16 protein-coding genes, 1 other RNA gene and 2 pseudogenes are annotated in these 20,849 nt (G+C 54.3%); 13 read left to right on the forward strand and 6 right to left on the reverse strand.

Features of this window, described 5'->3' with window-relative positions:
• Positions 1–16: 16 nt before the first annotated feature.
• From RHM61_RS14610 to RHM61_RS14620, 3 genes are read right to left on the reverse strand one after another with little or no spacing between them, the layout of a single operon-like run.
• Entirely contained in the window at positions 17–3,100 is a 3,084-nt protein-coding gene (locus RHM61_RS14610; protein ID WP_322248031.1) for a CusA/CzcA family heavy metal efflux RND transporter, read from the reverse strand.
• Complete coding sequence (locus RHM61_RS14615) at positions 3,090–4,241, reverse strand: efflux RND transporter periplasmic adaptor subunit (protein WP_322248032.1); 1,152 nt, start codon at positions 4,239–4,241, stop codon at positions 3,090–3,092. Before RHM61_RS14615 ends, RHM61_RS14610 begins: the two co-directional genes overlap by 11 nt.
• Positions 4,241–5,572, reverse strand: a complete 1,332-nt coding sequence (locus RHM61_RS14620; protein WP_322248033.1) for a TolC family protein — start codon at positions 5,570–5,572, stop codon at positions 4,241–4,243. Before RHM61_RS14620 ends, RHM61_RS14615 begins: the two co-directional genes overlap by 1 nt.
• Positions 5,573–6,021: 449 nt before the next feature.
• On the opposite strand from RHM61_RS14620, the pseudogene RHM61_RS14625 reads away from it, so the two are divergent.
• From RHM61_RS14625 to RHM61_RS14635, 3 genes and pseudogenes are all read left to right on the forward strand, one after another.
• Positions 6,022–6,195: pseudogene (locus RHM61_RS14625) on the forward strand (transposase); the annotation flags it as partial.
• A 212-nt stretch (positions 6,196–6,407) separates the two neighbouring features.
• Entirely contained in the window at positions 6,408–6,713 is a 306-nt protein-coding gene (locus tag RHM61_RS14630; protein WP_322248034.1) for a type II toxin-antitoxin system HigB family toxin, read from the forward strand.
• Position 6,714: 1 nt separating this feature from the next.
• Positions 6,715–7,068: pseudogene (locus tag RHM61_RS14635) on the forward strand (helix-turn-helix domain-containing protein); the annotation flags it as partial.
• Positions 7,069–7,528: 460 nt separating this feature from the next.
• On the opposite strand, the gene RHM61_RS14640 reads toward RHM61_RS14635, so the two are convergent.
• Positions 7,529–8,923 (reverse strand): sensor histidine kinase, encoded by a 1,395-nt coding sequence (locus RHM61_RS14640; RefSeq protein WP_322248035.1) that lies wholly within the window; start codon positions 8,921–8,923, stop codon positions 7,529–7,531.
• A complete protein-coding gene (locus RHM61_RS14645; RefSeq protein ID WP_322248036.1) occupies positions 8,920–9,582 on the reverse strand; it encodes a response regulator transcription factor in 663 nt (220 codons plus the stop codon). Before RHM61_RS14645 ends, RHM61_RS14640 begins: the two co-directional genes overlap by 4 nt.
• Positions 9,583–9,909: 327 nt before the next feature.
• On the opposite strand from RHM61_RS14645, the gene ribBA reads away from it, so the two are divergent.
• From ribBA to RHM61_RS14665, 4 genes are all read left to right on the forward strand, one after another.
• The gene (gene ribBA / locus RHM61_RS14650) at positions 9,910–11,025 is read left to right on the forward strand and encodes a bifunctional 3,4-dihydroxy-2-butanone-4-phosphate synthase/GTP cyclohydrolase II (RefSeq protein ID WP_322248037.1); all 1,116 of its coding nucleotides are present in this window, start codon (positions 9,910–9,912) and stop codon (positions 11,023–11,025) included.
• Between the two features lie 59 nt (positions 11,026–11,084).
• Positions 11,085–11,582: a 6,7-dimethyl-8-ribityllumazine synthase gene (gene ribH, locus RHM61_RS14655; RefSeq protein WP_322248038.1), complete on the forward strand. Its 498-nt coding sequence runs from the start codon at positions 11,085–11,087 to the stop codon at positions 11,580–11,582.
• Between the two features lie 104 nt (positions 11,583–11,686).
• The gene (nusB, locus tag RHM61_RS14660; protein WP_322248039.1) at positions 11,687–12,151 is read left to right on the forward strand and encodes a transcription antitermination factor NusB; all 465 of its coding nucleotides are present in this window, start codon (positions 11,687–11,689) and stop codon (positions 12,149–12,151) included.
• Between the two features lie 123 nt (positions 12,152–12,274).
• Positions 12,275–13,438, forward strand: coding sequence for a pyridoxal phosphate-dependent aminotransferase (locus tag RHM61_RS14665; RefSeq protein WP_322248040.1), 1,164 nt, complete (start codon positions 12,275–12,277; stop codon positions 13,436–13,438).
• A gap of 64 nt (positions 13,439–13,502) precedes the next feature.
• Here the strand turns inward: RHM61_RS14665 and RHM61_RS14670 are convergent, their stop codons facing one another.
• Complete coding sequence (locus RHM61_RS14670) at positions 13,503–14,396, reverse strand: transglycosylase SLT domain-containing protein (protein ID WP_416200182.1); 894 nt, start codon at positions 14,394–14,396, stop codon at positions 13,503–13,505.
• A 483-nt stretch (positions 14,397–14,879) separates the two neighbouring features.
• Between RHM61_RS14670 and ubiD the strand changes: the two genes are divergently transcribed.
• From ubiD to RHM61_RS14700, 6 genes are all read left to right on the forward strand, one after another.
• Entirely contained in the window at positions 14,880–16,364 is a 1,485-nt protein-coding gene (ubiD, locus tag RHM61_RS14675) for a 4-hydroxy-3-polyprenylbenzoate decarboxylase (RefSeq protein ID WP_322248041.1), read from the forward strand.
• Positions 16,365–16,393: 29 nt separating this feature from the next.
• Positions 16,394–16,789: a GFA family protein gene (locus tag RHM61_RS14680; RefSeq protein WP_322248042.1), complete on the forward strand. Its 396-nt coding sequence runs from the start codon at positions 16,394–16,396 to the stop codon at positions 16,787–16,789.
• 105 nt (positions 16,790–16,894) lie between these two features.
• Positions 16,895–16,993: signal recognition particle sRNA small type (gene ffs, locus RHM61_RS14685), an RNA gene on the forward strand.
• A 189-nt stretch (positions 16,994–17,182) separates the two neighbouring features.
• A complete protein-coding gene (locus tag RHM61_RS14690; RefSeq protein WP_322248043.1) occupies positions 17,183–17,647 on the forward strand; it encodes a cache domain-containing protein in 465 nt (154 codons plus the stop codon).
• Positions 17,648–17,743: 96 nt separating this feature from the next.
• Complete coding sequence (locus RHM61_RS14695; protein ID WP_322248044.1) at positions 17,744–18,562, forward strand: potassium channel family protein; 819 nt, start codon at positions 17,744–17,746, stop codon at positions 18,560–18,562.
• A gap of 160 nt (positions 18,563–18,722) precedes the next feature.
• Positions 18,723–20,825 (forward strand): DNA polymerase III subunit gamma/tau, encoded by a 2,103-nt coding sequence (locus RHM61_RS14700; protein ID WP_322248045.1) that lies wholly within the window; start codon positions 18,723–18,725, stop codon positions 20,823–20,825.
• Positions 20,826–20,849: the final 24 nt, after the last annotated feature.

The following is a 20,849-nucleotide window of genomic DNA, read 5'->3' on the forward strand; positions in this document are numbered from 1 at the left end:
TGTGCCGTGACCAGGTTTACTCTTCTTTCGGGGTATCTTTGAACAAGGTATAAATCAGCGGCAGCAATAGCAAGGTGAATACGGTGGCCGAGACGATGCCGCCGACGATCACGACGGCAAACGGCCGCTGGGTTTCAGAACCGATGCCATGCGACAGTGCCGCTGGTAACAGACCGAGGCCGGCCATCAAGGCTGTCATCAGTATCGGTCGCAAACGGGCGACCGCACCTTCGATAGCGCTCGGATAGTCGGCCGGCTGGTGCTTTTCAAAATCGAGAATTTGCTCGAGCATGATCACACCGTTTTGTACCGAAATGCCGGCCACGGCAATGAAACCGACCGCTGCCGAGACGGAAAAATGCAAGCCGGCCAGCGCCAGTCCGGCGATACCGCCGATCATCGTCAGCGGTAGCATGACCAGTATCAGCAAGGCCATGCGCACCGAGCGGAAGGCCCAGAACAGCAGCGAGAAGATGAGGAAAATGGTGATCGGCACGATCACTTCCAGGCGTTTCACGGCACGTTCCTGGTTTTCAAACTGGCCACCCCAGATGACGGTATAACCGGGCGGCAGATGGACTTGTTCGCGCACTTTTTGCTGGGCTTCGGCGACGAAACTGCCTTGGTCGCGGCCGAGCAGATTGGCTTTGACTGAGGCATTGCGCACGCCGGCTTCGCGACTGATACGACCGGGGCCTTGCCGTTGGCTGATGTGTGCCAGGTCGGCCAGGGCGATGGTGCCGGCACCGTTAGGCAGATTGATTTGCAAGCGGCCGATGTGGTCGATCGATTCACGTTCGGAAGCTTTGAGGCGAATGGTGATGTCGAAACGTTTGTCACCCTCATAGAAACTGTTGACCGGTGTATCGGCCAGCGCGGTTTGTATGGTGTTGTTGACATCGCTGACGTTAATGCCGAGGCGAGCGATTTTTTCTCGGTCGATGACGATGTTGAGCTCGCTCTGGCCGCCGATTTTTACCGCTTCGACGTCGGCCGCGCCACGTATTTGTTTGAGTATGGCCGCGATTTGTTCACTTTTTTGTGTCAATACATCGAGGTCAGGGCCGAACAATTTGATGGCAATTTCCCCTTTCACCCCTGACAGCGATTCTTCGACATTATCTTGAATGACTTGCGAAAAATTGGTCGGCACACCGGGTAAGACGGCAATTTTAGCACTCATGTTTTCGATTAAATCTTCTTTGCTGGCGAATTTCCATTCGCTGCGTGGCTTCAGATCGGCCAAAATTTCCATATTGTTCGGTCCCTTAGGATCGGTGCCGTCATCGGGGCGGCCGACTTGTGCCACAACTTGGCGGACTTCCGGATAGCTGAGCAAAATGGCACGTACCTGGCGTTCGATTTCTTTGGTTTTTTCCAGTGCGGTCGAGGGCGGCAGACTGACAGTGAGCCAGATATTGCCTTCATCGAGCTTTGGTAAAAATTCACTGCCGAGTTGCGGTGCCAAACCCAGCGTGAGCGCCAATAGCAGGCCCGATGTGCCGAGCACGGCAGTTTTACGTTTTTCTGCGCCTTGCAAGCTGCTACGGTACCAGTTTTGCAGATTGCTCATCCAGAGGCTATGGCGTTCGGCCAGGCTGTGGTGTTTCATCGATAGCGTCAGCAAGGTAGGAATCAGCGTCATCGTCAGTATCAATGCACCGAGCATGGCGAAGCTCAAAGTCAGCGCAACTGGCGAGAAGATTTTTCCTTCCACGCGTTGAAATGTGAAAATAGGAATGAAGGCGACGATGATAATGGCTTTAGCAAACAGAATAGGGTGGCCCATTTCGACCACGGTTTCCTTCAGTATGTGCTTGCGCCACAAGAATAGATTACCATGTTGTTCGTGCTGTTTGAGGGCCAGTCTGACCATTAAGGCTTCCACCAACACTACGGCACTGTCGATGATGATGCCGAAGTCGACCGCGCCGAGTGAGATCAGGTTAGCCGGGATGTGGCGCAAATCGAGCATGATGAAAGCGCACAGCAGCGAAAGTGGAATGACGGTCACCACGATCAGCGCGGCGCGCCAGTTGCGCAGAAAAATGATCAGGATGCTTATCACCAACAGGGCACCGACCAACAGATTTTCGACTACCGTCTTGACGGTGTGGTTGAGCAGTTCGGTGCGGTCGTAAATTTCATGCAGTTTCACGCCGGGCGGCAATTTGGCATTCACCAGAGCGATTTTTTTCTTCAGTTCGGCGATGATTTTGGCGGCATTGCCACCTTTGGTCATCTGTATGATGCCTAGCACATAGCTGTCACCTTGGTTGAGGGAGACGATGCCGGAGCGTGGGCGGCTGCCGATTTCTATCGCCGCCACATCCGATACCAAGACCGTCTTACCGTTTTTGGCGGCGATGATGACGCGCCCTAAGTCTTCCTTGTGCTCGAACAGGCCAACGCCGCGCACGATCAAGGCTTCATCGCCGCGGCGTATTGCGCCGCCGCCGACATTGCTGCTGTTGTTGGTCAGGGCCAGGCTGACCTGGTCCAGGGTTACGCCATAGCGCTTGAGTGCATCGGGATTGACCTGCACCTGGTATTCTTTGACTGTGCCGCCGAAGCTGACCACGTCGGCGACGCCGGAGACCATGCGCAATTCCGGCCGAATCACCCAATCTTGCAAGGTGCGGATATCGTTTTCCGACATTCCGGCCGGGGCATCGATCACGTAGCGATAAATTTCGCCGACTGCGGTTGAGAGTGGCGCGATACTGGCTTGTATGCCGCTTGGCAGAGTGACGTTTTGTAAGCGTTCGAGTACCTGTTGGCGGGCAAAATAATCGTCGGTGCCATCTTCAAAGCTCAGCGTCACCACCGATAAGCCGGTGATCGAGACCGAACGCAACTGGGTTTGCCCCGGCACGCCGCTCATTTCTCGTTCTATCGGTAAGGTCACCGCGCGCTCGACTTCTTCGGCGGCTTGGCCGGTGAATTGGGTGACGATCTGGACTTGTACATCCTGCACATCGGGAAAGGCTTCGATCGGCAAATTGCTGAGCGAACGGTAGCCGAGTACCACCAAGGCGAGCGTGAGCAGCAGCACGAAGACGCGCTGAGTCAGCACGAAGTCGACAAATTTATTGAGCATGGGTGGCTACCTCGGCATTGAGTAACAAGGCACCTTCGCTGACAATGTTCAGGTTTTCGCTCAAGGCGGGATTTTGTTCGGCATCGGCAAAGCTGGCGTCGCGCCCCTTGCTTTGTATATGTACTTTTTGTTTCTCGAATTCGCCGGCACGTTTTTCCACGAACAAATAGCTGTACAGCCCTTCGACGATGAGGGCGGTGTTGGGAATGCGGTAGCCTTGCTTGTCGCCGGCGGCGAGGAAGGAAACTTTGGCGAACATTTCCGGGCGCAGCTTCATGTCGCGGTTGGAAACCACACCGCGGACTTGGATGCGACGTGTGCTGGGATCAAGTGCCAGTCCGACTCGCGCCACTTCGGCGCTAAACAGTTGGTTCGGATAGGCATCGAACTCCAATGCCAGCTTCTGGCCGATTTGAACTTGTCCGAGGTAAGCTTCGGGAACGTCAATCACTACCCACAGATGGCTGAGATCGCTGATTACAAACAGCGGCGCTGCTGCATCGGGGCGTACTTCCATGCCGGGATTAACTTGCTTGTCGGCGATCATGCCGGCGATCGGCGCTTTGAGCGCGAAGCTGCCGTTTTCATTCCCGACTGCTTTGAGGTTACGCATGCGCAGCGCGGCGCGACGCGTTTCGGCGGCCGCTTGTTGGTAATCGGCTTGGGCACCCTCGAGGTCTTTGCGGGCGATGACTTCGTGTTCAAACAATTGTTGTGAACGTGTGAGTGTCAGTTGTTTGCGGGTTTCATCGGCTTTGGCTTTGGCCCAGTCGGCATCGGCTGCGGCCAAGTCGGGTGAGTCGAGCAGAGCCAAGGTGGCGTCTTTCTTGATGGTATCGCCGATTTCCACCGGTGCGCTGAGCAATCGTCCCAATACCGGTGAGCTCACGCGTGCCGTAAGATTTTCATCGTAGCTGAGGCGGCCATTCATGGTGTCGGCAGCCGGCAGGGCTTGCAGTTTGAGTGGGTTGACTTTGATCATGCTCAGTTGCGGCGCATTGACTGGATAGTTGATGCTGCCCGGATGGGCGGCAGCGGCGGCTTTCGGCGTTTCCGGTGCCGCATTTTTATTGCTGCAGGCGCACAGGCACAGCAGGGCGAGGGTGGCGCACAGCAGCGTTGGCTTGTTTGCGAGGGTCATTATTTATCCAGTTCCAAAATTGTCGTGTTGAGCATCGCTTGTGCTTTGGCTAAATCGCTTTGTGCGTTGATGGCATCCATTTCGGTGGCGCGGTAGATGCGGCGCGCATCGAGTACATCCATTACCGCCAAGGCACCGTGTTTGAAAGCGTATTCAGCCGCTTCGGCCGACAGCCGGGCGGCCGGCAGTAATTCGCTTCGAAAGCGCATGACCTGCTCGCTGGCGGCGGCTTGCGTCTCAATTGCTAACAGCCAATCGGCGCGCGCGGCGGCGCGGGTTTTGTCGAGATTGTCGCGCGCGGCATCGAGCGCCGCTTCGGCGGCTCGTATTTCGCCTTGAAATTCGTAACGGGTAAATAAAGGAATTTGTACTGAAACCCCGTAACTGTTGCCCGAGCCTTGTTGGTTGCCGAGGCTGGTGGGGTAATGTTCAAACTGTACACCGACCGAAATATCACGCGTCTTGGCTGCCAGTGCCAGATTGCGTCCTGCTATGGCGGCTTCGACGCGTGCTTGCGCGGCTTTGACATCAGCCCGTTGTGCCAGCATGGACTCATTACTGGCCGGTAGCGGCAAGCTCGGCATGCCGGGCCAATCATCGATGGCGCGCAGCAGCTGCGGGTCGCCGTCGACGCCTAACATGATCAGCAAGGCGCTTTGCGTGCGCAACAAGTCGGCCGCTGCTTGGCGTGCATCGCTGGCGGCACGCAGCGCATCGATACGGATGCGGGCGGCGTCGGCACCGGCCAGGTCGCCGGCTTGTTGACGTGCATTGGCAGCGGCGACGGTGGACTTGAACAGCGTGCTGGTGGTGCGGCTGATGGCGAGTTTGTATTGTGCTGCAATTAAATCGAAATACGCAGCGCTGGCGGCTTGACGTAACTGCCTGCGGGTGTCGCTGGCATCGTGGCGACTGGCTTGCAGCAGTAATTCGGCATTGGCGCTGCGCAGTTCGCGCTTGCCACCGCGTTCGATCAACTGATCGATGCGCCAAGTGCTGTCGACTGTTTTACTGCGTAAGCCAGCGGCACCGATGCCCAGGTGCGGATTGATGCCGGCCGTTTGTATCGTCATGCTGGGGTTGGGCGCGGCTGCGGCAATGGTGCTGGCGGCCGCGGCGCTGTCGATGGCGATGCGGGCGCTTTTCAGATCATGGTTACATGACAGCGCCAGTTGCAAGGCTTGTTGTAAGCTCAGTTCGGGAATGCTCATGCAGGCGCTGTCGCTCTGACTGGTCTGTGCTTGGCAGGTGCAGCCGAGGAGTAAGCTGCCGAATGCGGCGCATAACAAAGAACGGCGTAAGGCCGGTCGGATAGGGAAAGAAGGGGGCATGGTGATCTCACAGTAAGTGCGATCATTGTCGCAAGCCAAGCTGTCGGGAGCATGACGTCAAGCTGACAGTTTGCTGACAAGTAGCAGTATTTTTCCTGTGCTCGGTAGCAGTGAGCACAATCTGCTTCATTCTCACGTTTAATTTACCAGATCTGAGCGGAAAGCTCGGTCCTTCAGCGGCTGTCGCAAAAGCCTGGAGGACGTTTTTTTTATCTGAAACACCGCATATCTCGTCATTCCCGCATGCTTTTGGCGGGAACCCAGCGTCGTTTTTTACACTGAAAATGCCACAATTTCTGGCATTTTCAGTTAAGCACGAACGCCGCTGGGTTCCTGCCAAAAGCGCGCAGGAATGACGTGGCCACCAGTTGGGGTAATGATACCGACTCAATACCCTTTTGCGACAGCCTCTGAAGGCCGGGGTTTCAAACCCTGGTCAGATTTTTGATGAAGACGGTAACGACGCCAATACGCTGCGTCACGACCCTATGTTCAAACTTGGTACAGCACGTTTACCATTCGATCAAGGTGCTGCATTGGCTTCCGGTGCAGCCATATCGCGCTTCGAACACGCCGCAAACCGCCGAGATATTTATCGCGTCAGCGAGGCACTGGTCGGACAAATTCACGTCTCCCAGTTTATCCAAAGCATTTTCTAAGTTATAGCCTGAAACGCTCGGTATCTGACAAGACTGTAGTGGCGCACACCGCCGGAGGCTTCTTATGTTCTTATGTTTTCCCTGATTGGTGAAACTGGTAAATTCATCAATTAGCAACGACTGCTATATATGGCAACAATTTGCGTAAGTCCCAAAATGGGACTACACTTAAGCCTATGAGAATATTTTCTAAAAATCAGCTTGTCGCTTTTTGGACGAATTGCCCAGATGCAGAGCAGCCACTGAAGGCATGGCATGCAGAAGTGGAACATGCCTCTTGGAAAACGCCGCAAGATATTAAAAATCAATACGCCAACGCTAGTTTTGTAGGCAATGATCGTGTTGTATTTAATATTAAAGGAAATTCCTATCGATTAATTACTTCCGTCGCGTACCAATTTGGTGCCGTCTACATTAAGTTTATTGGCACCCACGCGGAATACGATAAGGTGAATGCCGCAACTATAGAAATGAAGGTGTGATATGGAACTTAAAATACTGAGAACCAGTGGAGAGTACAAAACCGCATTAAGCGAAGTTTCGGCTTTTTTTGATGACCAACCAATTCCAGGCACACCTGACGGGGATCGTTTCGAAATTCTCATGATGCTCGTTGAGCGTTATGAGCAGGAGCATTATCCAATTGCTCCGCCAGATCCTATTGAGGCCATTAAATTTAGAATGGACCAACAAGGAAAAACCCCAAAAGATTTGGCTCCTATGATTGGCAATACAAGTCGTGTATATGAAGTTATGGCCCGTAGCAGAACGTTAACTTTACGCATGATTCGAAACTTAAACGCTGGCATGAATATCCCTGCTGATGTATTAATTCGCGACATGGGTGTGACAGCGAAAGCTCCACTTAAGCGTGTAACAACGAAAGGCCCACTTCAGGGTGTAACTGCTAAGAAAAGCGTCGCCTCTAAGAAAGGCGTTAATGTCCGCAAATGAAATGAGCAGTTCGAGATTACGTCAAGCAACTGTCAAGTGCTTGTTTTGCTGGTGATAGTTGGATAAAGCAACGGTAACAGATAGGATTGAAAATCCTTGTGTCGGTGGTTCGATTCCGCCCCGGGCCACCAAGATTAAGAGTGAGGCCAGCACTGGTACGGCAGCCGATACATGATCGTGATCGCAATTCGGCTTGCAATATTTTCCGTCGCCGACGTGCGCTTCCCTGGCAGTTGGGGTAATGTTATCGACTGACAAGCCTTTTGTATTTGATCGCCATAGCTTGCCCGTTCACCCATCAACACCTCAGTACGTATGCGTGGACCAATGCGCCAATATTGCTCTAATCTTTTTGGCGCGGAAACAGCACCGCAAACAGGGTGCCGCCGCCGGCCGCATCAGCAATGCTGATGTGGGCATTATGATCTTTGACGATGTCGGCGACGATGGCTAAGCCTATGCCATTGCCACTGACTTTGTTCTGACTGCTTTCGTTGATGCGGTAATGGCGTTGAAAAACCAGTGCGCGTTCGGCTTCGGGTATGCCGGGCCCATTGTCTTCGACCGAGAAAATCACGGCATCGGCGCGCGTTTCGGTGCTGACTGTGACGATGCCGCCGGCTTGGGTGTAACTGAGGGCATTGTCGATCAGGTTTTCAATCAAATCGCGCAGCAAGAAGGCATCGGCAAAGATCGTGGCGGCTTGCAGATTGAAGCCGAGGTCGATGTGTTTACGATCGGCTGCCGCTAAAAAATTGGGCATGCAATCGGTGACGATGAGTTCGAGCGAAAGCGCTTCGAGGCGGTTTTTTTCAAACTTGCTCGGCTCGGCTCTGGCTAAGGCGAGTAATTGATTGGTTTGACGAATCATGCGTTCGGTCGACATCATCATCAGCGCGACCGAGCGAGCGGTATGCGTTTCATCGGCATATTTCTCTTGCAACCATTCGATTTGGGCTTTCAGCCCGGCTAAGGGTGTGCGCAATTGGTGCGCGATGTTGGCTAGAAATTCTTGCTGGGCATGGCTGCCGATTTCGATTTTTCTCAATAAACGGTTAATCGCGCTGACGACCGGACTGAGTTCGAGCGCGGTTTCTTGTACCGGCAAGGCAGACAATTCATCGAAATTGCGCGCATTGAGATCGGTCTGAATATTTTTCAGCGGCAGTAAGCCTTTGGTTACCGCCATCCACGCCACGCCGAGCAAAAAAATCGTCAACAAACCCTCGATGAGCATGAGTGCCGTGATGATGCGCGCTTGAATCGCATTGCGTTTTTTCAGGGTTTCGGCAGCCTGTATCAGTATCGTCTGGTCGCCGATGGTAAAGCTGATATTGACGATGCGAATTTCTTCGCCACGCATCTTGCCATTGAAGAAATGCGGCTCTCGCAGTGTCGGCGGTGGTGGCAGCAGCGGGAAGTCACGGTCGCCGGCGAGGGTGGCCTGGTGACTGTCACGAATGGCGAAGTAAATCGTATTGTAGTGGTCGAAGCGCAGTACTTGTTCGACCGGCGAGGGCAGATCAACTCGGATTTGCTGGTCTGGCTCTTGCGTGAGGCGTGTGCCGAGCACCCAGCAGGTATCGGCCAGGCTTTGATCAAAGGCGATCTGGGCCGGGGTCCACGCCAACCAGTACACCAAGCCACCACCGATCATATTGACCAGTAACAGCGGCGCGATCAACCATTTCAACAAGCTGCGGCGAATACTGGTTTGGCCTTGTGTGGCGTTACTCATTGTTGTTCTTCCAGCATATAGCCGAAACCGCGAATGGTACGGATGATGACGCCGGCTTGGTGCAACTTGATACGCAGGCGTGAGACATAGACTTCAATGGCATTGACGCTGAGGTCTTCGCCGTGCTGCAGAATGGCGTCGATGATTTGCTGTTTCGAGACCACGCGCGACTCTTGTTTGAGCAAGTATTCGAGCAGGGTCCATTCGCGCACCGATAAATCGATGGGCTGAGCGTTGACGCAGACGCGCTTGCTGGCCGGGTCCAGCGTGAGTTGGCCGAGGCGAATTTCGGCTGCTACCGGGGCGCTGCGGCGTACCAGCGCCTTGAGGCGCGCCACCAATTCCAGGGTGGAAAATGGTTTGACCAGATAATCGTCGGCACCGAGTTCAAAGCCTTGCACGCGATCGAGGATGGCATCGCGCGCGGTCAGTAATAATACCGGTATGGCACCGTGGCGGCGCACTTGGCGCAGTACTTCAAAGCCGTCGATGTCGGGTAAGCCGAGGTCGAGTACCAGCACTGAGTATTTCTGATGCGTGGCATGGAACACGGCGTCGCGGCCGGTATGCACGACGTCGACCAGCATGCCTTGTTCACGCAGCATGTGTGAGACGCCTTCGGCCAGAACTGTATCGTCTTCCACTAATAAAATATGCATGATGTCTGGCGCCGCCCGCGCTCTTGATTGAAGTGAATGGGCGCAGTATAAATGAGAAGGGCGCGGCCGCGCCGAGAATCGGCGTTAATTGAATTATTAAATACACCATAAAACACTGTTAACTGCTGTGCTGACGGTGTAAATGAGGGCAATTTGCCGAGCGTGGCGGTCAAATTATTAAAAAGCGCAGCAATTACTGAGAAAGCGCAGGAACAGTCTGTGGAAATCCTTTAAAATAGCGGATTCATTCATATGCAGCTGGTGGCATCGCGCGCCGTGTACGCAGATTCATCGAGCGCCGCAGCTGGCCCACCTCAGGATACCCCTATGAGCATGTCTACTACCCTTGAAATCGTCGCCGAATTGCGCGCCGGTCGAATGGTGATCTTAGTCGATGAAGAAGACCGTGAAAATGAGGGCGACCTCATCATGGCGGCCGAATTCGTCACCGCCGAAGCAATCAATTTCATGGCTAAATTCGGTCGCGGCTTGGTGTGCCTTACCTTGACCGAAGAACGCTGCGACGAACTCAATCTGGCCATGATGACGAGCCGTAACGGTACCTCGTATGGCACCAATTTCACCGTCTCGATTGAAGCGGCCGAAGGCGTGACGACCGGGATTTCAGCCGCCGACCGCGCGCGTACCGTGCAAGTGGCGGTGAATAAAAAAATGGGTGCCAATGATATCGTGCAGCCCGGTCATATTTTTCCACTCAAGGCCCAAAAGGGCGGGGTGTTGATGCGCGCCGGTCATACCGAAGCCGGTTGTGATTTGGCCGAGTTGGCCGGTTTGACCCCGGCTGCCGTGATTTGCGAAATCATGAAAGACGATGGCACGATGGCGCGTTTGCCGGATTTGATCGAATTCGCCCGTTTGCATGAGCTGAAAATCGGTAGCATTGCCGATCTGATTCATTATCGCAGCCAAACCGAGAGCATCGTTGAGCGTATCGCTGAACGCGATATGCATACCGTGCACGGCAGTTTCAAAGCCATTGTGTATCGCGATAAGCCTAGCGGTTCGGCCCATTTGGCGCTGGTACACGGCACCCCAGTGGCGCACGAGCCTGCGTTGGTGCGCGTGCATCAACCGGTCTCGATTCTCGATTTACTCGAAAGCCGCGCGACCACGCACTCCTGGAATCTGGCCGCGGCCATGCAGGCGATTCAGGCGGCACCGACTGGTGTGATTGTGCTGATCAATTGCGAAGAAACGGCGCAGCAAATGTTTGATCAGTTCAGTGCCTTGAATACGCCTGAATCGCGGCCGGCCGGCCGTGCCGCGCGTATGGATTTGCGCACTTACGGTATCGGTGCGCAGATTCTTAAAGATGTCGGCGTCGGTAAGATGACTTTGCTGGCCAATCCGCGCAAAATGCCGTCGATGACCGGTTTTAATTTGGAAGTGCTCGGCTACCTCGACAAACCGCACGCTCACTGAGTGCAGCACACGGTATTTTCAACCCCATTATTGCGCGCTGCGGCGCGGGAAAGATGATCATGACAGTCGGACATTACGAATCCAATCTTGACGGTGCAGGCGTACGTATCGGCATCGTGCAAGCACGTTTCAACGAAAGCGTCGGGCATGGCTTGCTGACGGCTTGTTTGGCCGAGCTGAGCCGACTCGGCGTATTGAATGAAGATATTTTGCACGTAACGGTGCCAGGTGCGCTGGAAGTGCCATTGGCCTTGCAAAAGCTGGCCTTGACTAATCAATTTGATGCGCTCATCGCGCTTGGTGCCGTTATTCGTGGCGAAACCTATCATTTTGAGTTGGTCTCGAATGAATCCGGCGCCGGCATTACTCGAGTCGGTCTCGATACCGGACTGCCGATTGCCAATGCGATTCTGACGACCGAAAATGATGAGCAGGCAGCAGTGCGCATGCAAGAAAAAGGTGCTGATGCAGCCCGGGTTGCCGTGGAAATGGCAAACTTGACGCTGGCATTGGAAGATTTGGCCGAAGCCACGGAAGACGTCGGTTACGACGCCTGATCACGGGTCGGCAGTACAGGAAGTGCGCCACAGATGGCCGGCCGGCGCGCCATTCGCGCGTCTGCTGCAAGCAGCGCTTCTTAAAGTGAAAGCAAGAGAAAAAAATGAATAGTAAAACCCAACAACACGCCAATCCCAGTAAAAGCCGTTCGCCGCGCCATCGTGCCCGCGAATTCGCGCTGCAGGGTTTATACCAATGGCTGCTTAATAATGAAGATTCCGGTGTCATCGATGCGCATATTCGTCAAGCGCATGGTTTTGACAAGGCCGATCGCGAACATTTTGATGTCTTGCTACACGGCGCGATCAATGATTCGGTTTCTTTGCGCGAAGAGTTTGCCGGTCTGATCGATCGCAGCGTCAAAGAATTGTCGCCGATTGAGCATGCCGCTTTGCTCATCGGTACCTATGAGCTGAAAAACCATATTGAAATTCCATATCGCGTGGTCATCAATGAAGCGGTCGAGTTGACTAAGTCATTCGGCGGTATCGATGGCCATAAGTATGTCAACGGTGTGCTTGATAAGCTCGCTGCCAAGTTGCGCCCGACTGAGGTTGCGGCGAAATAAGGGCAGTACGGTCGGCTTCGGGTCGCTCACGCCGCCTTTCCTGTGATCGGGAACAGGCGGTTTTTTTCATTCCGCCTCAAGCGCAGGCAGTGAATTTCCACTTTCCTCTATTTAAGTACTGATATGACCACACCACTCGCCGCACGTTTGAGCGACATCGCACCGTTTCACGTCATGGAATTGATGAAAATGGCCGCAGCCCTGGAAGCTGAAGGTCGCCACCTGATTCATATGGGGATAGGCGAGCCTGATTTTACGGCGCCGCCGGCGGTGGTAGCGGCCGGGGTGAAGGCGATGACTGATGGTCGCTTGCAGTATACCTCGGCACTCGGGATTCCGGCCTTGCGCGCGGCGATCGCCGCCCATTACCAGGCGCAGTACGGCGTGGCGGTAGCGGCCGAGCGCATCATCGTCACAGCCGGTGCCTCAGCGGCGTTGTTGCTGGCGGCCGCGGCGCTGGTCGAGGTGAGGGCAGAAGTGCTGATGCCCGATCCTTGCTACCCGTGCAATCGGCATTTTGTCGCGGCTTTCGATGGGCGTGCCAAGCTGGTTCCCTGTGGGCCGCAGCAGCACTTTCAGCTCAGCGATGAGATGGTGCGACAGCACTGGAGTGATGCCACCGGCGGCGTGGTGCTGGCTTCGCCGTCGAATCCTACCGGTAACTCGATTGATGCGCAGGAACTGAGTAAGATCATCACCACGGTGCGGGAGCGCGGCGGCTTTACGATAGTCGATGAAATTTACCAGGGTTTATCTTACGACCGTGCGCCATTTACTGCCTTGGCGCTGGCCGATGATGTGATTGTCATTAACAGCTTCAGTAAGTACTTCAACATGACCGGTTGGCGGCTAGGCTGGCTGGTGGTGCCAGCGAACTTGGTCGGTGAGTTTGAAAAGCTGGCGCAAAACCTTTTCATTTGTCCAAGCTCGGTGGCCCAGCATGCAGCCTTGGCCTGTTTTGAACCGGCCACACTGGCTGTGTATGAAGAACGCAAAGCAGAATTCAAGCGTCGTCGTGATTACATCGTGCCAGCCTTGCGTGAACTTGGCTTCGGTATTCCGGTGATGCCGGACGGGGCTTTCTATGTGTATGCCGATTGTTCGCCGTTTTGCGACGATGCCGATGTGTTTGCCAAGCAGGTGCTCAATCAAGCTGGGGTGGTGATTGTGCCGGGTCTTGATTTCGGACCGGCGACAGCAGCCCGCTATGTGCGTTTTTCATATGCCAACAGTATGGAAAATTTACACGAGGCGGTGGCGCGACTGAAAGCGTTTTTACAGCGCTGAAATAGCAAAGCGCCACTGTTGGCGATAACAGTGGCGCTTTGCTGTGCTTGCTTTGGCTTCTCTATCAGAGTGCCGCGACTTGTGCTTCCGTTTTGAGTGTGGCTTCGTGGATTTCTTGTTTGATTATCGGCGTCACTTCTGCCGCACGTGCTGGCGGGTTGGTAAACACGGTTGGTACATTTTTGCCAGCCGATACATCTTTGAGGCGTTTGTATTCGGTCAGAACGCGCGCGCCATAGCCGGAATCGTTATCAAAGGCGCCAGCACCGACATACAATTTCAAGCCCGCTTCGACTGAGCCGGTGCGTGCCACGTAGTCTTTGAGAATTAAGGCACCGACTTTGATATTGGCAACCGGATTCAAGGCTGCTTTCACGCCACCCATCTCCTCAAATTTTTCTTGATGAATTTTCGACATGACTTGCATCAAGCCTTGGGCGCCGACCGGACTCTCCGCAAACGGGTTGAGGCCCGATTCGATTGCCATGACGGATAAAATCAACAGCGGGTCGAGTTTGATCTCTTTGGCAGTCAGGTAAGCGGCCGACACCAGCATATTGGTGGCATCGCTGGCGACACGGTAACGTTTCGACAGCCAATTGGTGACCCATTGTTGTTGTCGTTGATTGCCGAGTAATTTCGCTTCTTCCTCGCTCATGCCGGCAGTCGCTACCGTGCCGGGCGCAGCCATCAGTTGCGCCAGGCTAGGCGGGACGACTTCTGTATCGGCGAGCTGTTCGGGCTCGGCGTAAGGAGACAAATTTTTGAATTTGTCAGCCAGTTCCGGCTTGAGGTACATCAGCGCCAACATCGTGATGGCGCAGACACCGGCGATGGTAAGCAGGTGACGCATGGTGCTAAGGAAGCCACTGGTGGCATCGCGTGCTACGGTTGACAGCGCAATGCGCTTGTCGGTACTGCTATGTACTTGTAGTGCTAAAATAAAACGTTGAATCATGTTACCTCCTGAATCTTCGCGGTGGCACCGACCTCAATAACTGGTATGGTGCAATATGTCTTTGCCGCGAATCAGAAACATCGCCCTCCCTCGCAAGTCGCGAGTGGAAAGCGCCGGAGCGGTTTATCGATGAGTCCGTCGGACTCGGTTCTGGAGCGTCCAGTGATAAACCGCTGTTTTCGGGTAAGGCTGACGCCTTTTGAAAACCATCCTTACAATGTTGTGTGTGGGGCCCGATCCCCGTGAATGATGTGAATGCCGGTGGCCTTGGCAAATTGATATAGAAGCCGGCTCACCCTGACGATTACATCAAGTTGGGCGAATTGTAGGGGGGGTTTTATATCGAGTCAATACTATCAAAATTGTTTTCTATAACTTTTACATCTAATGACTTCTGCTATATTGTAGCAAAAATCAATAAAATCAAGTACTTAGCGAATTTAGCTGAAAAACTGCTTCAGACTGACAAAAAAGCGAAAAAAGATGAAATATGCAGATTTAAGAGATTTTATTTCTCAATTACAACAAAAAGATGAATTAAAACAAATAGATATCCAAATTTCTCCGCATTTGGAGATGACGGAAATCTGTGATCGGACTTTGCGTGCTGGCGGACCTGCCTTGCTGTTCAATCGTCCGACTGCGCATTCGATACCCGTATTGGCGAATTTATTCGGCACGCCGCGTCGGGTCGCGCTTGGTATGGGCGCGGATGACGTCAGTGAATTGCGTCAGATTGGTCATTTGCTGTCGGCGCTCAAAGAGCCGGAACCACCCAAAGGTTTCAAAGATATGCTCGGTATGGGCAGTTTGATCAAGGCGGTCTGGGATATGGCCCCGAAAGAAGTGCGCGGGGCGAAATGTCATGACGTTGTGTGGGAGGGAAATGATGTCGATCTGGCGCGTTTGCCGATACAGCATTGCTGGCCAGGCGATATTGCGCCGCTCATTACCTGGGGTTTGGTGATTACCAAGGGTCCGAATAAAAAACGCCAGAATCTCGGTATTTATCGGCAGCAGGTGTTGGGTCGTAATAAGGTGATCATGCGCTGGTTGTCGCATCGCGGTGGTGCGCTCGATTTTCGCGAGCATTGCATCGTCAATAAGGGGCAACCATATCCTATCGCCGTCGCGCTCGGTGCCGATCCGGCCACCATCCTCGGTGCCGTCACGCCGGTGCCGGACAGTTTGTCGGAATACCAGTTCGCCGGTCTTTTGCGTGGCAGTCGCACCGAATTGGTCAAGGCCATTGGTAGTGAGTTGCGCGTGCCGGCTTCGGCTGAGATCGTGTTGGAAGGGCATATCTATCCCGATGAAACGCATGCCAGCGGTTACGAGCATGCGCTCGAAGGGCCGTATGGCGACCATACCGGCTACTATAATGAGCAAGACTGGTTTCCGGTGTTTACCATCGATCGCATCACGATGCGGCGCGAGCCGATTTATCATTCGACCTATACTGGTAAGCCACCCGATGAGCCGGCCGTGCTGGGGGTGGCCTTGAATGAAGTCTTCATTCCCTTGTTGCAAAAACAGTTCAGCGAGATCACTGATTTCTATTTGCCGCCGGAAGCCTGCAGCTATCGCATGGCGATTGTGCAGATGAAAAAATCCTATGCCGGGCATGCTAAGCGCGTGATGTTCGGAGTCTGGAGTTTTCTGCGTCAGTTCATGTATACCAAGTTCATCGTGGTGGTTGATGAGGATGTCAATATTCGCGATTGGAAGGAAGTGATCTGGGCCATCACTACCCGCGTCGATCCGCTGCGTGATACCACCTTGGTCGATAATACGCCGATTGATTATCTCGATTTTGCTTCGCCGATCAGCGGCTTGGGCAGTAAGATGGGGATCGATGCGACCAATAAGTGGCCGGGCGAAACGACGCGCGAATGGGGTACGACGATTGCCATGAGTGCCGAGGTCAAGTTGCGTGTCGATACACTTTGGCAGGAGCTAGGTATTTAGCATTCTGTCGGATAATCGGAGGAGGGGCGATGCTGCAGACTTATCATGGTAGTTGCCATTGCGGTGCGCTGCGGTTTCGGGCGCAGATCGATTTGAGCCAAGGTAGTGTGCAGTGTAATTGCAGTATTTGTACAAAACTGCGTTGGTGGGCGGTGATTGTCCCAATGGAGCGGTTTCAATTGTTGTCGGGCAGTGCGCAGCAAAGCGTGTATACCTTTCACCGGCATGTTGAGCAGCATTATTTTTGCGCCGTCTGTGGCATCCATCCTTATTTGCGTGGGCAGTCGCCGCGTTGGGGTGCTTTCATCGCCGTGAATGTAGCCTGCCTCGATGATCTCGATCCTGTCGCCTTGAGTGTACTGGCCATCACCGAGCTCGATGGCCGCAATGACTGTTGGGAGGCGGCCCCGTCTCGAACGGCTTAGTTGCTCGGTGGCGAACGGTGGCGCTCAGTGGCAGTCGCTAAGCCGCTTCGATTTAATCTGCGCGTCCCTTGCGGGGCAGGTTGGAAAGGCGCTATAATGGCGGCTGGCGGGCCCCTGCGCATTGCGGATTGGCCAATCTGGTCAGGTCGGGAACGAAGCAGCCACAGTCATCTCCCGCAAGTGCCGCAGATCAGGCTCGCCAACTTTTCATTCGATCTCTTTCTCCTTTCCTCTGCTTGATTTTCTTTCCGCCTATGCTTGCATGGCGCGATTCGCTGTACCTATATGTGCTACATAACATCAAATTGCATCGTTGCTGATTTTTTTTCGGTCGCTCTCTGGCATACTTCACTGGTTACTAAACAGTAACTAATAAAAACGAGGAGACCGACAATGTTTACATTACGTAGAAACTTCATGGCCTTAGCGCTGCTCACGCTCGTCGGCTTGAGTGTGGCGCACGCCGATGAGCTTCGTGGTACGACGGAGCAAGCGCAGGCCATGGTCAAAAAAGGCTTGGCCGCCATTAAAGAAAATGGTGCTGAGCAGGCATTTGCAAAATTTTCTGATGTCAGTAACAAAGAATTCCATGATCGCGACTTGTATTTGTTTGTCTACGATCTCAATGGCGTGAACTTAAGTCATGGAAATAACTCCAAGATGCAGGGTAAAAATCTGATCGATTTGAAAGTCGGAGATAAATTCATCATCAAAGACATGGTTGCCGTCGTCAGCAGTAAAGGGAGTGGCTGGGTTGATTATCGCTGGCCGAATCCGGTTACCAAGGCACTCGAGTTGAAATCGGCTTATGTGGAAAAGCATGATCACTATTTTGTCGGTTGCGGCGCATATAAGTAAAGTGTGCTCGCGTCACGCACACTGATCTTGATCTGGCTCAAGATCAGTGTCTCGGGAAATGATGAAAATAGTTTTTTTAAAAACTGAGAGCAGACTGTGAAGCGGCAAAAGCGTAGCCCGGTAAGTGGTATTTATCCACTGACACAACAATTTCTCAGTTATCTTTCACGGCCTTTACTCTTGCTCGGCTTGCTGATCTCGATCCCGGCGTTTTATTTGCTGCTCGATGGTGCTGATGCCCTATTGCAAGTAACCGGTCGCCTCGCCTATGTGGTGGTGGCGCTGATGATGGGCGTCGATACGTTCTGGCAATGGCATAGGAATAAGCGGCAGCGCCGGCAAAGCGGCAAGATGGCGCTTGATGTGTTGATTATCATCGGTTGTCTGGTCAGCGCTTGGCCGACTGTAACTGTCTGGGGTACCGTCGAGTGGTTGTTGCGACTGGCCTTGTGTGGCGCGATACTATTGCGCATTGCTACCTTGGTATTGCAGCATATGAAGCCTAGTTATCTGGTGCAGATGATGGGCTTGGCGATACTCATGCTCAGTTCCGCCGGAGCGGGGTTTTACTGGCTTGAGCCGAATGTCACCAGTTATGCCAATGGGGTTTGGTTGGCTTTCACGACGGTGGCAACGGTTGGGTATGGCGATATCGTCCCTTCGACGCCGGCGTCGAAAATTTTTGCGGTATTCATCGTCTTGTTTGGCTATGCGATGTTTTCTATTGTCACGGCCAATATCGCCGCCTTGTTTGTCGGTGAGGAAGAGGCGGATTTTGAGCGCGAGTTACATCAAGATATCCGTGCGCTGCGCCGCGAGCTCGGTAGCTTGCGCGAAGAGTTGCGCAGCCGGGATGCGCTGTTGCTGCGGCTGGAGCAGGCGCAGCAGGCACAGCAGGCTGTGTCGCCAGATTAAGTTCGCTGCCCGCTTGATTCTTCGCGCATGCCGTCCAATCCTTGTATGATGTCAGCGTTTCGCTCCGGGGGACGGTGTTGCGCGCCGCTGGCGCAGAGATATTTACTATTTCCATCACGCCCAGTGTTTTTTCGCTTTCCGAATAGGGTAAAATCTCACGATGTCTTATCAAGTTCTCGCCCGAAAATATCGCCCTAAAAGCTTTCAAACGCTGGTAGGGCAAGAGCACGTGGTACGTGCCTTAACTCATGCGCTTGAGCAGCAGCGGCTGCATCACGCCTATTTATTCACTGGAACACGCGGGGTAGGGAAAACCACACTCTCGCGCATACTTGCCAAATCTTTTAATTGTGAGCAGGGCATCACCGCCAATCCTTGCGGTGTGTGCGATGCTTGCACGGCCATCGATGCCGGTCGCTTTGTTGATTACATAGAAATGGATGCCGCGTCCAATCGCGGCGTTGATGAGATGGCTGCCTTGCTGGAACAGGCGATTTATGCGCCGTCGAATGCCCGTTTCAAAGTGTATATGATCGATGAAGTACATATGCTGACCAATCATGCGTTCAATGCCATGCTGAAAACGCTGGAAGAGCCGCCGGCGCATGTGAAATTCATCCTTGCTACCACCGATCCGCAAAAAATTCCGGTTACGGTGCTGTCGCGTTGTTTGCAGTTCAATCTCAAACAAATGCCGCCGGCGCAGATTATCAGTCATCTCGATAATATTCTCGGTCAGGAACAGATTGCCTTCGAAGTGCCGGCCTTGCGTTTGTTAGCGCAGGGTGCGCAGGGCTCGATGCGCGATGCCTTGTCCTTGACCGATCAGGCGATTGCCTATGCGGCCGGTAAAGTAACGCTCGAAGCCGTGCAGGGTATGTTGGGTGCGCTCGATCAATCCTACCTGATCCGTGTGCTTGATGCCTTGGTCAGTGGCGATGGTAAGACTATGCTCGATATCGCCGATGAGATGGCAGCGCGCAGCTTGTCGTATAAATCGGCGCTGCAAGATCTCGGCACTTTGCTGCATCAGGTCGCCGTGGCACAGATGGTGCCGACGGCGATTGCCGATGATTTACCCGAGCGTGAGCAAGTTTTGCGTTTGGCTGGCTTATTAGCGGCCGATCAGGTGCAGTTGTATTACCAGATTGCCGTGCATGGACGGAATGAGTTGGCGCTGGCACCGGATGAATATGCCGGTTTTTCCATGTGCTTGCTACGCATGCTGGCATTTCGTCCGCTCGATGCCGCGGCAGAACAGAGTGCTGCCCGTGTAGCGCCATCGGCCGCTGCCGCTGCACTGCCATCGGCGGCGCCGCCGGTACGGTCGCGCGCCACCGCACCGGCCGCGCCGCCGGCGGCGGCACTGGCAGTGCCAGCGGTGACGGCCAGCGTCATGCCGGCCAGCGAGGTTGGCAGTAAGCCGATGAGTCCGGCACTGGCTGCGTTGGCAGCGGCCCGCGCCGGTAGTAATAAACACGCGCCTGGCCGCAGTGCGGCTGCAGCAGCGCCGGCAGCGCTGATGCCGGCGGCGCCGGCGAGTCGCACTAAGGCTGCGGCAGTGCTGCCTCGCACTGCTCCAAGCAATGCGGCGACCGATGCGCCGATCAGCGCGGCAGCGGCTCCAGCACAGGCACCGGCAGCAACGGCCGGTTTTGTGCCCGACATGCAGGCCGTCGGTATGGATGATATGCCGCCACCCTGGGATGAGGCGGTGTTTGAGGTCGCACCAGTGGTCGCGCCGGCCGTGCCGGACGCGGCGCCTTCAGTGATTGCAGTCAGTGTGCCAGTGGCAGCCGCAGCGGTCGCGCCGGCACTACCGGCGCTGGCAGTCGCCGGTGCCGATCGCATTTTGTGGCAAGGTCCGGTGCCAGCGCTGGGATGGGATGGCGATTGGCCGGTATTGGCTGCCAGTTTGCCGGTACGTGGCGTGGCGCAGCAGTTGGCGCAGCAAAGTGAGCTGATTCACTGCTCGCAAGATGGCAATGCTTTCGTGTTTGCCTTGCGGGTCCCGCTCAGTACCTTGTTGTCCTCCGGGAGTGGTGATAAATTGTCGGCGGCTTTGTCGGAACGCTTCGGTCAAATTGTTCGTGTTGAAGCGAAAATCGGTGCCGTTGAATTGACTGCCAATACACAAGCCGTGGCTGCGCGCGAAGTGCGCCAGCAGTTTGCTGAAACAGCGATGCAAAATGACAGCTTTGTGCAAACTTTAATACGCGAATTCGGTGCCGCCATCGTGACTGGCAGCGTACGGCCGGTTTGACCGCCGTCATCGTAGCGTACCGCA

Source organism: Undibacterium sp. CCC3.4 (genome assembly GCF_034347425.1).
Lineage (GTDB): Bacteria > Pseudomonadota > Gammaproteobacteria > Burkholderiales > Burkholderiaceae_D > Undibacterium.

What these genes read in the sequence shown, in the direction of transcription:
- RHM61_RS14610 (WP_322248031.1), bottom strand. Translation starts at nt 3,100, where the DNA reads ATGCTCAATAAATTTGTCGACTTCGTGCTGACTCAGCGCGTCTTCGTG.
- ribBA (WP_322248037.1), top strand. Translation starts at nt 9,910, where the DNA reads ATGAGCATGTCTACTACCCTTGAAATCGTCGCCGAATTGCGCGCCGGT.
- RHM61_RS14700 (WP_322248045.1), top strand. Translation starts at nt 18,723, where the DNA reads ATGTCTTATCAAGTTCTCGCCCGAAAATATCGCCCTAAAAGCTTTCAA.
- RHM61_RS14680 (WP_322248042.1), top strand. Translation starts at nt 16,394, where the DNA reads ATGCTGCAGACTTATCATGGTAGTTGCCATTGCGGTGCGCTGCGGTTT.
- RHM61_RS14640 (WP_322248035.1), bottom strand. Translation starts at nt 8,923, where the DNA reads ATGAGTAACGCCACACAAGGCCAAACCAGTATTCGCCGCAGCTTGTTG.
- RHM61_RS14615 (WP_322248032.1), bottom strand. Translation starts at nt 4,241, where the DNA reads ATGACCCTCGCAAACAAGCCAACGCTGCTGTGCGCCACCCTCGCCCTG.
- ribH (WP_322248038.1), top strand. Translation starts at nt 11,085, where the DNA reads ATGACAGTCGGACATTACGAATCCAATCTTGACGGTGCAGGCGTACGT.
- RHM61_RS14620 (WP_322248033.1), bottom strand. Translation starts at nt 5,572, where the DNA reads ATGCCCCCTTCTTTCCCTATCCGACCGGCCTTACGCCGTTCTTTGTTA.
- RHM61_RS14630 (WP_322248034.1), top strand. Translation starts at nt 6,408, where the DNA reads ATGAGAATATTTTCTAAAAATCAGCTTGTCGCTTTTTGGACGAATTGC.
- RHM61_RS14645 (WP_322248036.1), bottom strand. Translation starts at nt 9,582, where the DNA reads ATGCATATTTTATTAGTGGAAGACGATACAGTTCTGGCCGAAGGCGTC.
- RHM61_RS14665 (WP_322248040.1), top strand. Translation starts at nt 12,275, where the DNA reads ATGACCACACCACTCGCCGCACGTTTGAGCGACATCGCACCGTTTCAC.
- RHM61_RS14670 (WP_416200182.1), bottom strand. Translation starts at nt 14,396, where the DNA reads ATGATTCAACGTTTTATTTTAGCACTACAAGTACATAGCAGTACCGAC.
- RHM61_RS14690 (WP_322248043.1), top strand. Translation starts at nt 17,183, where the DNA reads ATGTTTACATTACGTAGAAACTTCATGGCCTTAGCGCTGCTCACGCTC.
- ubiD (WP_322248041.1), top strand. Translation starts at nt 14,880, where the DNA reads ATGAAATATGCAGATTTAAGAGATTTTATTTCTCAATTACAACAAAAA.
- nusB (WP_322248039.1), top strand. Translation starts at nt 11,687, where the DNA reads ATGAATAGTAAAACCCAACAACACGCCAATCCCAGTAAAAGCCGTTCG.